Source organism: Haemophilus sp. HMSC71H05 (assembly GCF_001838635.1).
In the GTDB taxonomy this organism is placed as follows: domain Bacteria; phylum Pseudomonadota; class Gammaproteobacteria; order Enterobacterales; family Pasteurellaceae; genus Haemophilus_D; species Haemophilus_D parainfluenzae_R.
This window is the reverse complement of record NZ_KV838037.1, coordinates 484,946-505,310: the sequence shown is the minus strand read 5'-3', so window position 1 is coordinate 505,310 and position 20,365 is coordinate 484,946. Positions and strand designations below refer to the sequence as shown.

Annotated in this window: 19 protein-coding genes; 9 read left to right on the top strand and 10 right to left on the bottom strand. The window is 39.2% G+C overall.

Translation table 11 applies throughout. The annotated features are described in order from the left end of the window. The first annotated feature begins 178 nt into the window (after positions 1-178). Positions 179-1,000 (top strand): DUF5718 family protein, encoded by an 822-nt coding sequence (locus HMPREF3279_RS08840; RefSeq protein ID WP_070868916.1) that lies wholly within the window; start codon positions 179-181, stop codon positions 998-1,000. A 43-nt stretch (positions 1,001-1,043) separates the two neighbouring features. Here HMPREF3279_RS08840 and birA read toward each other — a convergent pair whose 3' ends face one another. Beyond that, complete coding sequence (birA, locus tag HMPREF3279_RS08835) at positions 1,044-1,958, bottom strand: bifunctional biotin--[acetyl-CoA-carboxylase] ligase/biotin operon repressor BirA (RefSeq protein WP_070868915.1); 915 nt, start codon at positions 1,956-1,958, stop codon at positions 1,044-1,046. 133 nt (positions 1,959-2,091) lie between these two features. Between birA and guaB the strand changes: the two genes are divergently transcribed. From guaB to HMPREF3279_RS08815, 4 genes are all read left to right on the top strand, one after another. Continuing rightward, complete coding sequence (gene guaB, locus HMPREF3279_RS08830; RefSeq protein WP_070868914.1) at positions 2,092-3,555, top strand: IMP dehydrogenase; 1,464 nt, start codon at positions 2,092-2,094, stop codon at positions 3,553-3,555. 64 nt (positions 3,556-3,619) lie between these two features. Next, entirely contained in the window at positions 3,620-3,949 is a 330-nt protein-coding gene (locus HMPREF3279_RS08825; RefSeq protein ID WP_049365428.1) for a hypothetical protein, read from the top strand. A gap of 13 nt (positions 3,950-3,962) precedes the next feature. Continuing rightward, positions 3,963-5,522, top strand: coding sequence for a glutamine-hydrolyzing GMP synthase (gene guaA / locus HMPREF3279_RS08820; RefSeq protein WP_049372435.1), 1,560 nt, complete (start codon positions 3,963-3,965; stop codon positions 5,520-5,522). Between the two features lie 76 nt (positions 5,523-5,598). Continuing rightward, positions 5,599-6,531, top strand: a complete 933-nt coding sequence (locus HMPREF3279_RS08815; protein ID WP_070868913.1) for an AEC family transporter — start codon at positions 5,599-5,601, stop codon at positions 6,529-6,531. Between the two features lie 21 nt (positions 6,532-6,552). Here HMPREF3279_RS08815 and HMPREF3279_RS08810 read toward each other — a convergent pair whose 3' ends face one another. The 9 genes from HMPREF3279_RS08810 to HMPREF3279_RS08770 form a co-directional block, all read right to left on the bottom strand. Continuing rightward, a complete protein-coding gene (locus tag HMPREF3279_RS08810) occupies positions 6,553-6,798 on the bottom strand; it encodes a YgjV family protein (RefSeq protein ID WP_070868912.1) in 246 nt (81 codons plus the stop codon). A 121-nt stretch (positions 6,799-6,919) separates the two neighbouring features. Then, the gene (locus tag HMPREF3279_RS08805) at positions 6,920-7,249 is read right to left on the bottom strand and encodes a branched-chain amino acid transporter permease (RefSeq protein ID WP_070868911.1); all 330 of its coding nucleotides are present in this window, start codon (positions 7,247-7,249) and stop codon (positions 6,920-6,922) included. After that, positions 7,246-7,971 (bottom strand): azaleucine resistance protein AzlC, encoded by a 726-nt coding sequence (gene azlC, locus HMPREF3279_RS08800; protein ID WP_049362213.1) that lies wholly within the window; start codon positions 7,969-7,971, stop codon positions 7,246-7,248. The genes HMPREF3279_RS08805 and azlC overlap by 4 nt, the downstream gene beginning before the upstream one ends. A gap of 9 nt (positions 7,972-7,980) precedes the next feature. Then, on the bottom strand, positions 7,981-8,910 hold the full coding sequence (locus HMPREF3279_RS08795; RefSeq protein WP_005697769.1) for a LysR family transcriptional regulator: 930 nt from the start codon (positions 8,908-8,910) through the stop codon (positions 7,981-7,983). Between the two features lie 114 nt (positions 8,911-9,024). Then, on the bottom strand, positions 9,025-10,980 hold the full coding sequence (locus tag HMPREF3279_RS08790) for a site-specific recombinase (RefSeq protein ID WP_070868910.1): 1,956 nt from the start codon (positions 10,978-10,980) through the stop codon (positions 9,025-9,027). A 143-nt stretch (positions 10,981-11,123) separates the two neighbouring features. Beyond that, positions 11,124-12,176, bottom strand: a complete 1,053-nt coding sequence (fbpC, locus tag HMPREF3279_RS08785) for a ferric ABC transporter ATP-binding protein (protein ID WP_070868909.1) — start codon at positions 12,174-12,176, stop codon at positions 11,124-11,126. Between the two features lie 24 nt (positions 12,177-12,200). Beyond that, positions 12,201-14,258, bottom strand: a complete 2,058-nt coding sequence (locus HMPREF3279_RS08780) for an ABC transporter permease (protein WP_070868908.1) — start codon at positions 14,256-14,258, stop codon at positions 12,201-12,203. Between the two features lie 65 nt (positions 14,259-14,323). Further along, complete coding sequence (locus HMPREF3279_RS08775) at positions 14,324-15,361, bottom strand: ABC transporter substrate-binding protein (protein WP_070868907.1); 1,038 nt, start codon at positions 15,359-15,361, stop codon at positions 14,324-14,326. A 137-nt stretch (positions 15,362-15,498) separates the two neighbouring features. Continuing rightward, positions 15,499-16,539: an ABC transporter substrate-binding protein gene (locus tag HMPREF3279_RS08770; protein WP_005697792.1), complete on the bottom strand. Its 1,041-nt coding sequence runs from the start codon at positions 16,537-16,539 to the stop codon at positions 15,499-15,501. A gap of 186 nt (positions 16,540-16,725) precedes the next feature. Between HMPREF3279_RS08770 and udk the strand changes: the two genes are divergently transcribed. Genes udk through HMPREF3279_RS08750 form a run of 4 tightly spaced genes read left to right on the top strand, consistent with a single transcriptional unit; the run spans position 16,726 to position 20,329 of the window. After that, a complete protein-coding gene (gene udk / locus HMPREF3279_RS08765) occupies positions 16,726-17,367 on the top strand; it encodes a uridine kinase (protein ID WP_070868906.1) in 642 nt (213 codons plus the stop codon). An 8-nt stretch (positions 17,368-17,375) separates the two neighbouring features. After that, a complete protein-coding gene (dcd, locus tag HMPREF3279_RS08760) occupies positions 17,376-17,957 on the top strand; it encodes a dCTP deaminase (RefSeq protein ID WP_005696382.1) in 582 nt (193 codons plus the stop codon). 3 nt (positions 17,958-17,960) lie between these two features. Next, a complete protein-coding gene (locus HMPREF3279_RS08755; RefSeq protein ID WP_070868905.1) occupies positions 17,961-19,151 on the top strand; it encodes an AsmA-like C-terminal region-containing protein in 1,191 nt (396 codons plus the stop codon). Continuing rightward, on the top strand, positions 19,151-20,329 hold the full coding sequence (locus tag HMPREF3279_RS08750; RefSeq protein ID WP_070868904.1) for a sugar transporter: 1,179 nt from the start codon (positions 19,151-19,153) through the stop codon (positions 20,327-20,329). Before HMPREF3279_RS08755 ends, HMPREF3279_RS08750 begins: the two co-directional genes overlap by 1 nt. The last annotated feature ends 36 nt before the right edge of the window (positions 20,330-20,365 follow it).

The window sequence follows — 20,365 nt, the reverse complement described above, 5'->3', positions numbered from 1 at the left end:
CAACAGCGCGTCGTTGTGTGGGGCGTATTATAGGACTTTCAGAATTCTTTGCAAGTGCTTTTTTACAAAAAAATTCAATTTTTTTATTGTCTGATGATTTAATCATCAAAGTGAATTGTCTTTGTTCAATATTCAAGGTAAATTACCACCAAAGAGTAAGCATTTTAATGAGGTAGTTATGAATTTTGAGCAAATGATTGGTTTCGGTATAGCAGGCAATTTCGCAGGACATTTAGAACAAGCCGGCGAAGCAGCTGATTTCACTCAAGTAAAAACAGAAAATGCTATTCAACCCAAAGCGATTTTCCCGTTTTATGTACCAAGCAAAAAAGCGGGTTTTCTTTCTACCTTTCCTTTAAGTCACAATCAAATTAACTTTCCACAAGGTGCGGATAATCTTCAAATTGAACCTGAAATTGCGCTTATTTGTGAGCTTATCTATAAAGGAAAGCAAATTGAGCAAATTATTCCGAGCTATTTTGCAGCCTATAATGATTGCTCTATTCGTCGCCCTAATGCGAAAAAAATCTGTGAAAAGAAAAACTGGGGTGCGGCAAGTAAAGGTATTTCATCAAAACTAATTCCACTTTCTTCCTTTATTAAAGGAAGTGAAATTGATCAATATCGTATTGCATGCTTCCATAAACGAAATGGCGAACTCAATACTTATGGCATTGATAGCCCAGCGATTGGTTATAGCTATTTCCATCAACAATTATTAGATTGGATCGTGGATAGAATGAATAATCAACCCGATGAGGGACCAATGAATCATATTGCTTCTTTATTAGAGCAAGCAAACTATCCTGAACAAGCGATTATTAGTATTGGCGCCACCCGTTATACCGAGTTCGGTGAAACACATTTCTTGCAACCCAATGATCTCAGTATTGTTACTGTGTATGACGGTGAAAAATATTCTGCTGAGGAAATTGAGAAAATGGCAAGAGATGAAAAATTTGCAGATGACATTTCAGCACTGATTCAGAAAGTGGTTTAGCATATATATAAAAAGTGCGGTTAATTTCGACCGCACTTTTTATTTACTTCCTTCTTAAAGAAACTTCTCCGGCATTAAAATACCGTTCACCTTCATCGGTTATGACTTTTAAATAACCGCGTTTATCAATTCCCTGCTCTATACCTGAAATCGCGCCTTGTTCAGTAAAGACATTCACTTCATCACCAAAAAATTCATTATGGTTTATCCATTGTTGCATAAATTCCTCATCAATGCCCTTTTCTTCAAATTGAGCTAAGCGAGAATAAATACGTTGAATCACTTTAATAAGGATCTTTTCACGATCTATATTTAGATCCTGCTCAGTTAGCTGTGCATACGGCTGACTAATTTCGGTTGATTGTGGCAATTTTACATTGATCCCAATACCAACCACTAAATTAAGCAACCCATTCTTGTGATTAATGATCTCCACCAAAATACCACCTAATTTTCGCCCTGAAAGCAAAATATCATTTGGCCATTTCACTTTCGCATTTAACGCTTCTGCAATAGCTAAACCAATCACCAAACTTAATCCATCCAATGCTTTTTTAGGATCTATCGTCCAATAAAAACTGAAAATTAACTGCCCTGCAAACGGTGAAAGCCATTGGCGACCACGACGTCCTCGCCCAGCAGTTTGATATTCTGCGAGGCACAAATCGCCTTTTTTTAAGTGATTAATTTGATTCGTTATAAATTCATTTGTTGAAGAAATGGTTCGATGATAATGCACGGAATAAGGTGAAAGTACGGTCGAAATTGCTTGCGGATTTAACAAAGGCATTTCTGGCACAAGCAGATAAACCTCATTTTCTTCTCGAATATTCAATCCTGCTTCTCGCAATAATGCCATTTCTTGCGCCAATTCATTTGACGTAATATTTAAAAACGACATCAAATCTGACCGCACTTTAGGTTGGCAATCCGATAAACAATCCAATAATGATGGCATATTTATTCCTTCTTATAAAAACCTTGGCAAATCTTACCATAAAAGCGAAAAAATTCATTTTCAAGCACATGAAAAATCTGTATAATCCCGCCGCAATATTTTTTAACACAATTCTTAACAGTGAGATATTGCCATGCTTAGAATCAAACAAGAAGCTCTGACTTTTGACGACGTTCTACTCGTCCCCGCTCATTCAACTGTTCTTCCGAACACAGCTAACCTCTCAACTCAACTCACCAAAGAAATTCGCTTAAATATTCCTATGCTTTCTGCTGCGATGGATACTGTCACAGAAACCAAATTAGCGATCTCTTTAGCACAAGAAGGTGGTATCGGGTTTATTCACAAAAATATGACGATCGAACGCCAAGCGGATCGTGTTCGTAAAGTGAAAAAATTTGAAAGTGGTATCGTATCTGAACCTGTAACTGTTTCGCCCGATTTAACCCTTGCATCACTTGCTGAAATGGTAAAGAAAAACGGCTTCGCAGGATACCCTGTTGTCGATGATGAAAATAACTTAATCGGTATCATCACTGGTCGCGACACACGTTTCGTAAAAGACTTAAGTAAAACCGTTTCACAATTAATGACGAAAAAAGAAGACTTAGTCACCGTAAAAGAAGGTGCAAGCCGTGAAACGATTTTGGAATTAATGCACAAAAACCGCGTAGAGAAAGTGCTTGTTGTAGATGATGCTTTCAAATTAAAAGGTATGATCACCGTTAAAGACTTCCAAAAAGCGGAACAAAAACCGAACGCATGTAAAGATGAATTTGGTCGTTTACGTGTCGGTGCGGCTGTAGGTGCGGGTCCAGGTAATGAAGAGCGTATTGATGCATTAGTGAAAGCCGGTGTTGATGTGTTGTTAATCGACTCTTCTCATGGTCACTCAGAAGGCGTATTACAACGTGTTCGTGAAACTCGTGCAAAATATCCAAACTTACCTATTGTTGCGGGTAACGTAGCGACTGCTGAAGGTGCAATTGCATTAGCAGATGCGGGTGCAAGCGCAGTGAAAGTAGGTATCGGTCCTGGCTCTATTTGTACCACTCGTATCGTGACTGGTGTAGGTGTTCCACAAATTACTGCTATCGCAGATGCAGCGGCTGCATTAAAAGATCGTGGCATTCCAGTTATCGCGGACGGTGGTATCCGTTTCTCTGGTGATATTGCAAAAGCTATCGCAGCAGGTGCGAGCTGTGTAATGGTTGGTTCTATGTTCGCAGGTACTGAAGAAGCGCCAGGTGAAATCGAACTTTATCAAGGTCGTGCATTTAAATCTTACCGTGGTATGGGTTCATTAGGTGCGATGGCGAAAGGCTCATCTGACCGCTACTTCCAATCTGATAACGCTGCAGACAAACTCGTACCAGAAGGTATCGAAGGCCGTATTCCATACAAAGGTTACTTAAAAGAAATCATCCACCAACAAATGGGTGGTTTACGTTCTTGCATGGGCTTAACTGGCTGCGCAACCATCGAGGAATTACGCACGAAAGCAGAATTCGTTCGCATCAGTGGTGCTGGTATTAAAGAAAGCCATGTTCACGATGTAACTATTACTAAAGAAGCGCCAAACTATCGTATGGGCTAATTGATAAAAGAGCGGTTTATTTAACCGCTCTTTTGAAATATTTTGGGCAACTAAAAGGACTAAAATGAAAAAACTAGCATTACTCATTCCGTTTATCATATCAAGTTGTGCGCTTTTCGGACCAACTTATACTGGAGAAACAACGGCAAGTTCTTTACTAAAATCAGATACAGAACGTAATATCAATCTGGCTTTTAGAGCAATCCATAATTGTACACCAAAACAAATTCATACTCAGATCAATGATGCAAAAATCAACCCTAAAACATCTACTGTTGATTCAGCATATGAAACTTGGACAGTAAAAGGCTGTAATCAAACTGAAGTATTTAAAATTAAATATATCAGCGATGGTCAAGGTGGAACCTACATCAATATGACCACGTCAAACTAACATAAGGTAAAAAATGACAAACATCCACAACCATAAAATTCTGATCCTCGACTTTGGTTCACAATATACTCAACTGATTGCACGTCGTGTGCGTGAAATTGGTGTTTACTGCGAACTTTGGGCGTGGGATGTGACTGAAGAACAAATCCGTGAATTTAATCCAGACGGTATCATTCTTTCTGGCGGTCCAGAAAGTACCACTGAAGAAAACAGTCCGCGTGCACCAGAATATGTATTTAATGCCGGTGTGCCTGTATTGGGTATTTGTTACGGTATGCAAACCATGGCGATGCAACTTGGCGGTTTAACTGAGACCTCTGATCATCGTGAATTCGGCTACGCTTCTGTTTTAATGGATAATCCGACCGCACTTTTTGCTCATTTAAATGATGGCGATAGCAAATTGGATGTATGGATGAGTCATGGCGATAAAGTCACGCGCTTACCTGAAAACTTCCAAGTTACTGGTACGACTCCAACCTGTCCAATTGCCGCAATGTCTGACGAAAATCGTCGTTTCTACGGTGTACAATTCCACCCTGAAGTAACCCATACCAAAAAAGGTTTGGAATTATTGATGAATTTCGTAGTGAACATTTGTGGTTGCGAAACCAAATGGACAGCAGAAAACATTATCGAAGATGCCGTTGCTCGCATTAAAGAACAAGTGGGCGATGATGAAGTGATTTTAGGTTTATCTGGTGGTGTGGACTCTTCTGTGGTTGCATTACTTTTACACCGTGCTATCGGCAAAAACTTACACTGCGTATTCGTGGATAACGGTTTACTCCGCTTACACGAAGGCGATCAAGTCATGGAAATGTTTGGCGATAAATTCGGCTTGAACATTACCCGTGTTGATGCTGAAAGTCGTTTCTTAGGCGAACTTGCTGGCGTATCTGATCCTGAAGCAAAACGTAAAATTATCGGTAAAGTATTCGTGGATGTATTCGATGATGAATCGAAAAAACTCACTAACGTAAAATGGTTGGCACAAGGTACAATCTACCCTGACGTAATCGAATCCGCAGCAAGCAAAACCGGTAAAGCGCATGTGATTAAATCACACCACAATGTAGGTGGCTTACCGGACTATATGAAACTTGGCTTGGTTGAACCGCTACGTGAATTATTTAAAGACGAAGTGCGTAAAATCGGTTTAGCATTAGGCTTACCAGCTGAAATGATCAACCGCCACCCATTCCCTGGCCCAGGTTTAGGCGTGCGTGTATTAGGCGAAGTGAAAAAAGAATACTGCGATTTATTACGCCGTGCAGATGCGATCTTTATCGAAGAATTACGCAACAGCGGTTGGTATGAAAAAACCAGTCAGGCTTTCAGCGTGTTCTTACCTGTGAAATCTGTAGGTGTGATGGGCGATGGCCGTAAATACGATTGGGTTATCTCACTACGTGCGGTAGAAACAATCGATTTTATGACCGCACATTGGGCTCACTTGCCTTATGATTTATTAGGCAAAGTGTCTAACCGTATTATCAATGAAGTGAATGGCATTTCCCGCGTGGTGTACGACATCAGCGGAAAACCCCCAGCAACTATCGAGTGGGAGTAACCTAGATCAATTTAAAGGGCAAATTATTTGCCCTTTTCTTCTTTCATAGCACTAATTTATCTCATCAATATTCACTATGGACATCGCTTTTTTACTCGGCACTAAAATTATTGAACTGACACTCATTGTACTTATTGGCTATGGGTTGGTTAAATCAAAACTATTAAAATCAGAAGATAGCAAGACGCTTTCCGTTATTGGGCTTTATGTTATCAGTCCTGCAGTGATGATTGAAGCCTTTCAAATTGATTACACGCCTGAAATTTTGCAAGGTTTACAGCTTTCACTGCTTATGGCGGTGTTTCTTCAGGTTATTCTGATTATTATTGGCAGTCTGTTAAAGCGCCTATTAAACCTTGATCCTATTGAACATGCCACTTCCATTTATTCCAATTCTGGTAACTTAATTATTCCAATTGTGATATCGTTATTTGGCAAAGAATGGGTCATTTACGCCAGCTGTTTTATTGTGGTTCAAACCTTTCTATTTTGGACGCATTGCCGTTTGATTATTGTAGGAAAAGGAAATTTATCCTTGAAGATGATTGCCAAAAACATCAATATTTGGTCAATTCTCGTCGGAGCATTTTTATTTGCTTTTCAAATAAAATTACCAAGTATTATCAATGGTACACTCTCTTCGATTGGCTTATTTATTGGTCCGAATGCTATGCTTGTTGCGGGTATGCTGATTGCGGCAATTCCTTTACGGAGCATCGTATCATCCAAACGCATTTATTTAGTCACACTTTTGCGCTTGTTACTTATTCCGATTGCATTATTGGTATTAATAAAACTGATTGGGTTTGTACATTGGGCTGAAAAAGGGGAAATTATTGTGTTGATTAGCTTTTTAGCAACCACGAGCCCATCCGCTTCAACTGTGACACAAATGGCGGTGATTTATAACAATAATCCACAGAAAGCCAGCGCCATTTATGGTGTAACGACGCTGCTTTGTATGTTTACTATGCCACTGGTGATTGCCTTATATCAAATATGGGGGTAAATCGTGGAAAAGTGCGGTCAATTATTTAAGCACTTTTGATGCCGGCTGCTCTTTTTTCAAACGATAAAGTTGATATAAGTTAACGAAAACTAAGAATGCGTTTAGAAGCGCAACTGGATAAGATTTGATGATCAAACTGTAAACGACAAAAAGTACCGCTCCAATTGCATTAACAACTCTCAAGTAAACAATCGATTTAAATAAAAAAGACGCGGCCACAAAGAATGTTGCCAAATAACCTAATAATTCGATGAAATTAAATTCCATAAATCTCTCCGTCAACAATGATTGAGGCGGCATCATAAAAGATTTAGGAATTCAGGGAAAGAGGCGAAATAAAGGCAACCGATTGCAATATCAAGAAATTTTTATTTCGCTCAACATTCGTTTAGATAAAGACTTTTTGCACTAAAAACATATAAAAAATTGTGCCTGCCGAGATAGAAAGAAACATGTTCTTTTTCCAGAAATGTAGCCCCAATACCAAAGCACCTGCAATGAAATCGGGCAAACCGTGATAACCACTCAATACATCCACATTTTTATAGCAATACACCACTAACATCCCAAACATCGCGGCAGGCAGTACTTTGCCAAGGTAACGGATATATTCTGGAATAGGGCGATTGGCAGGAAAGATCCAGAAAGGCAATAATCGGGTAAATTGTACGCACACAATACAAATCACAATGGTAATAATCTGCTCCATCAATGTCATTTTAGTGCCTCCAATTTAGATGAAAGTTTAGGACGTCGTACCGTTAATAAAATCCAGATACTGATTAGCGTTGGCACTAAAAAGTGTTCTTTCCCAACAATTAACAGCGATGCAAAAGCTACGCCTAAACCTAATAATGAGCTTTCATGAGATTTTTCTTTGAGCCAATTTTCAGCAAAGATTACGAGGAAAAGTGCGGTCATCCCAAACTCTACCCCTTTTAAATCAAAAGGTATAATTGAGCCAAATAGGTTACCTAATCCTGCTCCCACAACCCAATAGAGGTGGAGATAAAAACTAACAAAGAACATGTACCAGCCTTTATCTAAATGATCGGGGATCTTAGCCATATAATTCAGGGAAAAACTTTCATCTACTAGGGTACTAATTAAATACCAACGTTTTTTCCCTAGTTGAGCACCATATTTTTCTAACATGGAAATACCATAAAAAATTTGGCGGCCACTTACCATTAGCGTAACCAACGCAACACTTAATGGCGAAAAAGGCATAACGAGTGCGGCAGCAGCAATAAACTCCACTGAGCCCGCATAAATGAGTGCCGCCATTGCAACGGGGAACCAAACACCGAATCCAAGTGCTTTCATGTAAATGCCGTATGCTATGCCTAAAAATAAAAAGCCGGCAAGCATTGGCATGCTGTAAGGAAATGCCGCTTTTGCTGCGGCTTTAATGGGATTTTCTGTCACCACTTCTGACATATTGACCTACTACAACTCTAAAACAGACAAACCAGGTAAGGTCGAAAAACTTTGTGCTTTTACTGTTTGATGGAAATCTTCGATATAAGCTAAATTGGCATCTTCTTTACGAATTGCCGCATAGAGGTTACTGTACAACCCTTCTTCTGTAATTTTGCGTGCTACCACATACCCTTTTTCTAAATAAGGTAATGCCGCCCAATAAGGCACTGTGGCAATGCCACGACGACTCGCTACTAACTGGATCAAGGCGATCGTTAGCTCCGTTGTACGACGTGGCGGATTAATACCTTTTGGTTTCAACACTTGACGATATAAATCCAACATATCATCAGGCACGGGATAGGTTACCCAAGTTTCTTCAGCGAAATCTTCTGCCTGCCAAACCTCTTTATTGGCTAATGGATGATCTTTAGAACAGATTCCCACCATTTCATAAGAAAATAACGGCTTAAATAAAACATCATCATTTTGTTCAACTTCAGACACGATAGCCCAATCTGCACGATGAGATAATAACAATCCAACCGGATCAGTGTGGAAACCAGACACAATATCCAATTCTACCAAGCTCCAATGCTGACGAAATTCATCCATCGCAGGCATTAACCAGTCGAAACAGGTATGACACTCCACCGCAATTCTTAACTGCCCTGCATCACCATGTTTTACACGAGCAAGCTCCCGTTCTGCATCAACCACTTTCGGAAGAATTTCATTGGCAAGACGAATCAAACGATCGCCAGCTGCAGTAAAACGCAACGGATTACTTTTACGCTCAAATAGAGGTAAACCGAATTGCTCTTCCATTAACTTAATTTGATGAGAAAGTGCCGATTGTGTTAAATAAACACGTTTTGCCGCCATTGAAACGCTGCCCGTTTCCTTTAAAGCAAGCAAGGTTCTTAGGTGACGAAGTTCAAGAAATGTGGGTTTCATTAGAATAATTCATAAAGTTATAGCATTAGATGAGCAACATAATAACGCAAATTAAATTTGCCGAAAAGAAAGTGCGGTCAAAAACGTTGATATTTTTGACCGCACTTAAGCCGATTATTTATCTAATTGAACGGGAAAAAATAAGCTCAATGGTCGTTTTTTCACAATTTGGCAAACTTCATACCAAATTGGCCACCAGCTCTCAATTTCCGCATTCAAAGAACGCAGTGCAACCCAAAGCGTTAATGAAAAACTGACAATTAAATTCACTAAACCAATCAACAATACAAAACCAATGCATTGTAAAAGCAATGAATAGGTGAATTGTCCACTCACAGCAATATAGCCTACATTCGCAGATGAAAATGCCACATGACGAATATCTAACGGAAGGTGCGTTAAATAACCTACCACACCCGTAATACCAAGCAGCATACCAAAGCAAAGGTTACCGATAAGCGAGCCATAATTCTCATGCATATAATTAGCAAATTTAACACGAGTCTTTTCAGACATTAGTTTTTTCAATAACGGATGTTGTGTTAAACGCATGCGCATATTCAAATAATTGCTTCGGTTATCAAAATAGCCCGAAATAATCCCTGAGCAGAATAACCATACACCCGCAATGGCGGCAAACCATAAGGTTCCCGCAAAAGGATCAATGCTATGCAACTGATAAGCGATTTGATCAGCATTCATCAACGGCTCACCTGTTTTATATTGGTAACCAAACGCAATCAATGCAGCTAAGCCCATCGCAATGAGCACATTGCCTAGCACCGCAATACTTTGAGAACGAAATACATCCACTAATAATTGGGCTAATTTCATATTGACGGTTTTACCTTGAGGCGTTTTCTCAACAGCCTCCGCAAAACGGGCAGCTGTCATGGCGGGTTGTTTGGTTGCAACTGTGAAATGCAACATAAAGATCACCATGAAACCTAAGCCGTAATTTAAGCCTTCTGCAATCCCTTTCCAGACTTTGTCATCAATGATGCTACCTAGATAGGTTTTAAATAACGCCATCAGTGCAATTAATACACCACCACCTGCTGCGGAATAAAACATTGCCCAATACTCTTTTTTATCTCGCGTAATGTAATGCTCACCATGATCGCCTGCATTCTGCGTAACACTACGAGCCATCAATCCTGAGCTTTGTTTCCATAGTCGCGAAATACTATGTCGTTCTGCTGCTGCACGAGCAAAACAACCAGTTAATAATAAAATTCGACGCGGTAAATAGCGATTTGAAACAAAAATCGCCATCAAGGTTTCTAATCGTTCTAAAGTCTGGGAAAGACGTTCCAATAAATACGCCGTATTTAAGGATGATCCCACTACCGCCCCACGTTTCTGTAAGCCAATAATCAATGCCTTACATTGATCAAACATTACCTGTAAATGGCTATCATCAAAATCTATTGATTGGCGACGCGCCGCTACCCAATCAACCACCTCATGGTGTAAAGCAACAAAAGGTGAATCAGCATTTAACAGAGAGGGCTCCATTCGCATCAGCTCAGGATCCATATCTTCAGCTGCAATCCAAATTGAAAGCATCTCAATGGCAAATAACCCTTCACTTTCAATATGATTTTTTAAACGTTCCCGATCTTTTTGTTCTGTATAACGGGTTAAAACGCCAAATACGCCTCGCCACGTTTTTAAAGGAACGGCATCAATCCAGCGTGCATCATTTTTATCGCTAAACAATAAATAAAAAATATCACGTAAATCATTAATATCTTTAAAAGAGGGGTTAAAACGCTCATAAATACGCGTTTTCATTTCTTGCCCAAAACCGCCACGCGTAAGAATACCACTACTAATAAACAACGGGTAAAGGCGTAAACCACATAACCAACCACATAATAATTTCGAAACAGAACAGCCTAATTCTTTATCGTTCTTTAAGATAAACTTAAATAAATGTAAGGTTGGAGAAATTTTTTCTGTAGGGCTACTACGTAATAATTGACACAGCCCTTCCACAAGACCAAAGGCATCATTTTCCTCGACTTTATTACGCAAAAATTGCGGTAAAGTATCAGGTTTTATCATGCTTTCCTCCTGTAATCGTTTATATTCAAAGGGTAGTATTATACAGATCTGTTAGGAAAAATAAAATGAAAGGAAAAGTGCGGTCAATTTTGAAAGGGTTTTAAAAGAAAAGGCGTATGCTTCCATCCGCCTTTAAATTGGTATTATTTCTCTTTCTTCAATAAGAAAATACCTTGTTCAGAGAAATTCACATAAGCTTGTTTGAGATCAGCATTGAAGTCTTCTGGTTTGGTGTTAATGAGCAATTCTTTGCCTGCCCAAATTGCCACCACTTCCCAGTGATTTCCCATATAGACTGCACTCTTGATTTCACATTGTTGTGCTGCCTCGCCTTCTGCTTTTAAGTAAATTGCTTCAGGACGTACGCCTACTAAGCATTCACCATCTGGTAAATTGAATTGTGCCGCATTGCTTAATGGTAATTTGTAGCCATTTACGTCAATGGTGTTATTTTCCAATTTACCTTCAAAGATGCTCGATTCCCCCATGAAGTTTGCAAGGAATAAAGAGTTTGGACGCAAATAAAGCTCTTTTGCCGGTGCTTTTTGCATGATTTTACCTTTATTCATGACGATAACTTCATCGGATACCGCAAATGCTTCGGTTTGGTCGTGAGTCACATAAAGCGAGGTAATACCTAAACTTTGTTGTAATTCACGGATTTTTTCACGCATAGAACGACGTAAGTTTGCATCTAAGTTACTTAATGGTTCATCAAAAAGTAATACTTTCGGTTTTAACACTAACGCACGCGCTAAAGCGACGCGTTGTTGTTGACCACCTGAAATCTGATCCACAAAACGATCTTCAAAACCTGCTAAGTCAACCAACTCTAACGCTTCTTTTACACGTTTAGCGCGTTCATCTTTCCCTACGCCTTGCATACGTAAACCATAGCCTACGTTATCACCGATACTCATATGTGGGAACAATGCGTAAGACTGGAATACGATACAAATATCACGATTTTGAATAGATGATTTGGTTACATCTTCACCATCAATAAAAATTTGACCTGAAGTTGGGTTTTCTAAGCCTGCCACTAAACGTAACACGGTGGTTTTACCACAACCAGATGGCCCTAATAAGGTCACCATGGTGCCACGTTTAATGGTTAAATCTAAATTATCAATGACTGTGGATTTACCAAAAGATTTAGTGATATTTTTTAATACTAAGAAATCATTATTACTCATAATATTTACCTACAACTTAACGAGTTAATTCATTTTTTTCGCTTTAGAACGGGAAATTCGGGTATCACCCACAATCCAGTCAAAGAATAAAATAATGGCCATCATTACGATGATTAAAATCGAACCGTATGCGATAGCAACACCATATTCACCATCTTCTACACGGTTTAAAATATAGGCTGTTGCCACACGTGTATCAGCGGTGACTAAGAAGATAATCGCACTTACGGTAGTCATCGCACGAACGAAACTGGTGACCAATGCAGAAAGTAAAGCTGGTTTTAACAATGGTAAAACGATAAACCATAATGTTTTCCATGAGCTACCTTTTAAAGAAAGAGATGCTTCATCGAGTGATTTATCTAATTGACCAAGACCTGCAATAGCTGCACGCATACCGATTGGTAAATCACGCATCACCATTGAAATGATCACGATAATGCTAGTACCTGTAATGTAAAGTGGCGCATTGTTAAAGGCTAAAATATAAGATACCCCTGCAACGGTTCCTGGTACCGCAAAACAAAGCATGGTTAAGAACTCAAGAGATTTTTTACCTTGGAAATCTTTACGCACCACAATATACGCAATTAATAAACCGAAAAGTGCGGTCAATGGTGCGGCAATTCCTGCGTAAATTAAGGTATTAATCAATGATGGCCATGCCCCATCGCTTAAGCCTTGTCCGAATAACATCGCATAGTTTTTCAAGGTTAAGGTGTAATCCACCCCCCAGTTTACGGTGAAACTACCATAGAAAATACTGCCGTATAACGCTAAGTTAAAGAGTACCCAGAAACCAAGCATGCCGATGATGGTATATTTCAAGCCGGTTGGTAAATCTTGCACGTCGCCACGATAGGATTTGCCTGAAACAGTCACATAAGAGCGGTTACCAATCCAAATATATTGGATGATAAATACGGCCAATGAGAAGATTAAAAGCATCGAACCTAAGGTACTTGCTGAAGCATAATCTAATTGTGAGCCTGCGATATAGAAGTAAATTTGTGTCGCGATGACGTCAAAGCTACCGCCCAACACTAACGGGTTACTAAAGTCCGCTAAGGATTGGATAAACACGATTAAGAATGAGTTTGCCAATGCCGGACGTAGTAATGGGAAAATGATATTGAAGAATGTTTGGTAACGATTTGCACGCAAGGTGTAAGACGCTTCTTCAATTGATGGATGAACAGATTTTAATGCACCATCTAAAATCATGAATGAAATCGGTGCAAAAGCCAGAATCTGTGCAATGGCAATCCCGTTAAAACCGTATAACCAGTTGTGGTTCTCAAATCCAAATGTTGAAGCTAAGAACTCAGTCACATAACCAGAACGACCAAGCATCAATGTTACCCCTAAACCCACAACGAATGGTGGAGTTACGATAGGTAAAATAGAGAAAATTTTACCAATGAATGCCGTTCTACGTGCAATACGGGTGGTATAAAGTGCAAATGCCAAACCGAAAATCGTTGATACGATACCTACAAAACCAGATAAGAATAACGAGTTACTAATCACACGTACAATATAGCTTTGAGTCAAAATTCGCATCACTTGTTGTGGTGCAAAAGTATCACCGTCATAGAACATGGAGACAAAGATCGCCAATGTTGGGTAAACGATGAAGAAGAAAATTAATAAGATAATGCAAAGTAAAGAGGCAATAATAAATTTATCCCCCTGCATCACTTTCAATTTAGCGAAAGAAAACGTCGCCAATGCGGTTAAACTCGCGATTAATACAATCACTGAATAACCCATGCTGACTTTACAAATTGTTGCACTGACAAAGATAAATAATGTCGCGGCTGCAATAAGATACAGCTCAGCTTTCGCTTGTGTATCCTTCGGTAATTTAAGAAGTGGCATCAAACCGTATAAAATAACCGGTAAAAACCATAATGCCGTAATATCTAATGAAGACCAACCCATTGCACCTAGATATTCATCACTTGTACTTTCAAACAAGCCATAATCTAAAGCGTGGGAAGGTAGAAGAAAAAATGCAATCACTGCAAGAATTATCCAAAAGTTAGCGGATTGGATAATAGGAAGTTTATTTGCGTTCATACAACCTCGCATAAAAGAAAAAAGCGAAATAATATAATAGCTATTATTTCGCTATGTATACATCATTATTTTGCTAATTTTACATCATCGACCCATTTTGTGATCAAACGTTTACGTAAATCACTTGAGCCGTATTTGTCAAAATCATAATTAATTAAATTGATGGATTTAAAATCGAGCGCATAAGGCGATTGCTCAGCGGTGCTATTGGTTAAAATAGAATACGCTTCCCCTTTTTTCCAGGTTAACTCTTGCGCTTCTTTTGATAACGCCCAATCCACAAATAATTTCGCATTTTCAAGGTTTCTTGCACCTTTAATAATGCTCACGCCACCAATTTCATAGCCTGTACCTTCGCAAGGTACGACTAATTCTACTGGTGCGCCTTTTGCTTTCTCTAAAGAATATTCATGTAAAAAACCAATTCCGATTGCGGTTTCACCACGCGCTGTATTACGGGTTGCGGTGTTACCGGATTTGGTATATTGAGAAACATTTTTATTGAGTTCTTTGAGATATTTGAATGCTTCATCTTCACCCCAAAGTTGGATATAGGTTGCTAATTGTGTATAACCTGTTCCAGAACTTTGTGGATCGGCTGCTTGGATCTCATTACGATACGCTGGATCAGCTAGATCTTTCCAACATTTTGGTGTCGGTAAATTAAGCTTTTTCAAACGTTCTGGGTTAATCCCGAAGCCTAATACACCGAGATAAATCGCGGAAGAATAGTTGCCCTTAATTTTAGCAGGGTCTCTAAACTGTTCAGGAATTTGTGCGAGATTTGGTGACTTATACGCTTCAAGTAAGCCCATTTCACCCGCTTGAGAATGAGGATCAAGCGTACCGCCATACCAGACATCCCCTTGTGGGTTATCTTTTTCTGCATCAATTTTGGCTAAAATTGTGCCTGTACCACCACGGATAAAACTGGTTTTGATTCCGTATTTTTTCTCAAAAGCCATGGTTTCTTGCTCACACATCGTATTTTGTGCACTACAATAAACCACTAAACGACCTTCTGCAGCAGATGCGTGAGAGCTTAGCAACACGCTACCAAATACAACACCAGAAAGTGCTAAAGCAACGTTAGACATTTTCATTGGTCCACTCCTGTGTTTATAAAATAAGATGAGCTAATTCGCTCATCGTAGAAACCCACGTAAAAACCTAGCTAGTGGGGCTAAAATGGCAAAAGTGCGGTCAAAAAATCTCATGTTTTTCAACCGCACTTTAAACACTATTTCGCTAATTTAACGTCTTGAACCCATTTTTCAATTAAGGCTTTGCGTTGTTCGGTTGCACCGTATTTTTCAAAGTCATAATTGATCAGGTTAAGTTTGTTTGGATCAAACGCTGTTGGCGATTGTTCCGCTGTGGTGTTGGTTAAGATTTGTAAAGAATCACCTTGTTTCCACGCTAACTCTTGACCTTCTTTAGATAATGCCCAATCCACAAATAATTTTGCATTATCGATGTTACGCGCACCTTTTAAGATACTTACGCCACCTAACTCGTAACCAGTACCTTCACAAGGCACCACTAATTCCAACGGCGCACCTTGACGTTTTTCAAGTGCGTAATCGTGTAAGAAGCCGATACCTACCGCAGTTTCACCACGTGCTGCATTACGAGACGGAGTGACACCTGATTTAGTATATTGAGATACGTTTGGATGTAACGCTTTTAAGAAATCAAAGGCTTTTTCTTCGCCCCAAAGTTGAACGAAAGTAGCCAACGCAGTGTATGCTGTACCAGCACTTTGTGGGTCAGCAATTTGCACTTCGCCTTTTAAGCGAGGATCGGTTAAATCTTTCCAGCATTTTGGTACTTCTTTAATCCCTAATTTTGCTAAACGCTCGGTATTCACACCAAAACCTAAGATACCCATGTAAATAGCGGATACATAATGTCCTTTGGTTTTTGCTGGATCACGGAAACGTTCAACAATTTCATCAATGTGTTTAGATTTATAAGGTTCGATTAAACCCAACTCTGCCGCTTGAGCTTGAGGGTCGAATGTACCACCAAACCAAACGTCTGCTTGTGGGTTATTTTTTTCCGCTTCAACTTTTGCAAACGTACTGCCTGAACCGTTGCGAATAAATGAGGTTTTCACATCATATTTTTCGCCAAAGGCTTTTGTTGTCGTTTCACAAAGAATGTTAGTCGCACTACAATACACCACTAAACGCCCTTGAGCATTAACAGCTGATGATGTCATGAAGCCTGCAGCTAAAAGTGCGGTTGAAATGGAGAGAGAAATTTTATTCATTTTCATCGTACACTCCTCATAAATAACACTGATGAAATAATAAAAACGAGCACATCGTAAGCGAAAACGAAAAAAAATTCCGTGAACTACTTCACAAATTTAAAAAATTTAAATAAAAAAGAAAGGTGAATTTAAACTGATTTTTCTTTATAATCCCACTAATTTTTACCTTCCGTTTTTTGAGGACGTTTTATGTCAAACTCATCTTGTATCATCATTGCTATCACGGGGGCATCCGCTTCAGGGAAAAGCTCCATTGCATCTACCGTTCACAAAGAACTTTGTAATGAATTAGGTTGCCAAGAAATTGGCATCATTGCAGAAGACAGCTACTACAAAGATCAAAGTCATTTGGAAATGAGTGAACGTGTGAAAATGAACTACGACCACCCGAATTCAATGGACAGAGATTTACTTATTCAACACTTAAAAGACTTAAAAAACGGAACTGCGGTGGATGTTCCTGTCTACAGTTATGTTGAGCATACCAGAACAGGCGAAACCAAACACTTTACGCCAAAGAAAATTGTGATTTTAGAAGGGATCTTATTGCTTACTGATGAGCGAGTTCGCCAATTAGCCGATATTTCTGTGTTCGTGGATACACCATTAGACATTTGTTTTATCCGTCGTTTACAACGTGATATGGAAGAACGTGGTCGTTCATTACAATCTGTTATTGACCAATATCGTGCAACTGTTCGTCCAATGTTCTTGCAATTTATTGAGCCATCAAAACAATATGCGGATATCGTGATTCCTCGCGGTGGTAAAAACCGTATTGCGATTAATATGTTAAAAGCTCAAATTCTTCATTTATTAAACCAAAAATAGGAAAAATCATGCGTCTTTGCGATACCGATATCGAACGCTATCTAGATGATGGCATTATTTCTTTAACGCCTCGTCCTGAAAATGACAAAATCAATGGGGCAACCATTGATGTGCGTTTAGGCAATTCATTTCGCGTATTTCGTGAACATTCCGCGCCTTATATTGATTTAAGTGGCCCGAAAGAAGAAGTCTCTGCTCAACTTGAATCAGTGATGAGTGACGAAATTATTATCGGTGATGATGAAGCCTTCTTCTTACATCCAGGTATGTTGGCATTAGCAACTACATTAGAGTCTGTGAAACTCCCTGCCAATATTATCGGTTGGCTAGATGGTCGTTCTTCACTTGCTCGTTTAGGTTTAATGGTACATGTAACCGCACATCGTATCGATCCAGGTTGGGAAGGCAAAATTGTGTTGGAATTCTACAACTCTGGCAAATTACCTTTAGCATTACGTCCTAATATGGTAATTGGTGCTTTAAGTTTTGAAGTTTTAAGTGGTCCAGCTGCTCGCCCGTATACCAGTCGTAAAGATGCGAAATATAAACATCAACAAAATGCGGTAGCGAGCCGAATTAATGAGGATTAATCAATGAAAAAGATCGCAATTAGCCTGTTGATCGTGCTGTTTGCGATCTTTGCTTTTTTTTATGTTCAGCTTCAACAAGCTAAGAGTCTTTTGACCGAACAACTGACGAAACGAGATATTCAACTTGAAACGGTAAGTATTAGCCTCTTTCCACAGCCTATTATTTCCTTAGAAAAGGTTAAATATCACGCAATTTCTGCACAAAAAATTGAAGGAAAATTACCTTTTATTTCACTCGTTTTTGGGAATCCAACGATTGACGAAATTCAAATTCAGCAAGCTCGCTTTACTGAAAATGCATTGAATTCAGCCAATATCCGCATGGCATTTTCAGATTTTGCACTCAAACAATTTTTAAAAAAAGATCTTACTTTTAATGGTAGCAACCATATTTGGGTGAACCTTGAAAAACCTATTTATGGCAACACCGCAACCTTTGATTTTCTTTTTAACAAAGGAAATATCGCCCTTCGTCAGGAAGGTGAATCACTTATTCAATTTGATGATGTGCAATTCAATCAGCAAAAATTAGGCTATATTGAAATTCATGCTGATTTAACGAAACCACAGAAACTTGCCATTGGTTACATTCGACCGACATGCACCACGAATTGTCTTGCCGTACTCAAATTTAGTAGCTATCTGCAAAAAAGTGCGGTCAATTTTTCTGGTAAAAATTTTCCGTTAACACAGTTGTTAGCGTTACTTAATTTTCCTCAAACCATGACGGGCACAAGTGATTTTAATGTTCAATTAGCTTTTGCAAATTCAGAATTAGCTCAAGGGAAATTTGATTTTAATGCACGTGATGGTGAACTTTTAGGACTTAATCTACTAGATATGGCGGCACAGTATTTACCGATTAATTACAACAGTGATTTAACCGCGAGTAGAAATATGAACACGCCTTATGAGCGTTTTGAATCAAGCCTTTCATTCGAAAATCATTTGCTTAAAGTCGATAAAATAAACTTAAAAACAACCGCACTTTTAGCTGAAGGTGCTGGAGCCATTGATTTAGATAATGTACAATGCGACGTCAATTTAACCTTAAAATCCACTAACGAAAAATACAAAAAGCTGGCATTGCCTATTCGCTTTTTCGATAGTTGCTACTCACCACAGTATAAAGTGAATATTGACCAAAACTTTCGTCATCAATTGAAAGAATTAATTAAAGAGAAATTAAAATAATGTCATTTTATCAGAAAGCAGAAAGAACCCAATATTGGCGCGTAGTCATCATGGCTTGCGCCGCTTTTATTTTTAACACCACGGAATTTGTGCCAGTTGCGTTACTCACTGACATCGGACAAAGTTTTGATATGCAAAGCTCCGATGTAGGTTTAATGATGACCGTTTATGCTTGGACGGTTATGATTATGTCTTTACCCGCCATGCTCGCGACAGGTGATATGGAACGTAAAGGCTTATTGCTGAAACTTTTCGTTATTTTTATCATCGGCCATATTATCTCGGTCATTGCGTGGAATTATTGGATTCTTCTCATTGCTCGTATGTGTATTGCGGTAGCGCATTCACTCTTCTGGGCAATTACCGCATCATTAGTGATGCGTGTGGCACCGAAGAATAAGAAAACACAAGCAATTGGTATGCTCGCTATCGGTACATCCCTTGCGACTATTTTAGGCTTACCATTAGGCCGTTTAGTCGGTCAATTAGTTGGTTGGCGTATTACTTTCGCAATCATTGCAGCATTAGCTTTGGTTGTGATGGTATTTATTATGCGTTTATTACCAAACCTACCAAGTAAAAATGCAGGCTCGTTATCTAGTCTGCCGATTTTAGCAAAACGTCCATTACTTATTGGACTTTATGCCACAACGGTAATCATTGTTTCAGCACACTTTACCGCTTATACCTACATTGAACCCTTTATGGTTCAAATCGGCGAACTAGATCCAAATCTTGCGACAATAATTTTGTTGGTATTTGGGGTTTCTGGCATTACCGCAAGTGTGATCTTTAACCGCTTATACCGTTTTGGTCCAACCCAATTTATCAGTACGGCAATGATTTTATTGGCAGTCTCTTTAGCATTTATGCTTGTTTCTGCAAGTTATACCGCCACCATGTTTACCCTTGCTTTTATTTGGGGTATTGGCATTTCTTGTATCGGACTGGCATTACAAATGCGTGTACTGCAACTTGCACCAGATGCAACAGACGTAGCAAGTGCCATTTATTCAGGTATTTTCAATGCGGGTATTGGTGCCGGCGCGCTGTTTGGTAACCAAATCGCTCGCCATATTGGTCTTGAATATATTGGCTTTACGGGCGCAGCATTAGCGATGATTGCACTCGGCATCTTTGTCTTCTTCAACTTTCGCTATCGTTCTCAAAACGTCTAAAAAAATGACCGCACTTACTCAAGTGCGGTCATTTTC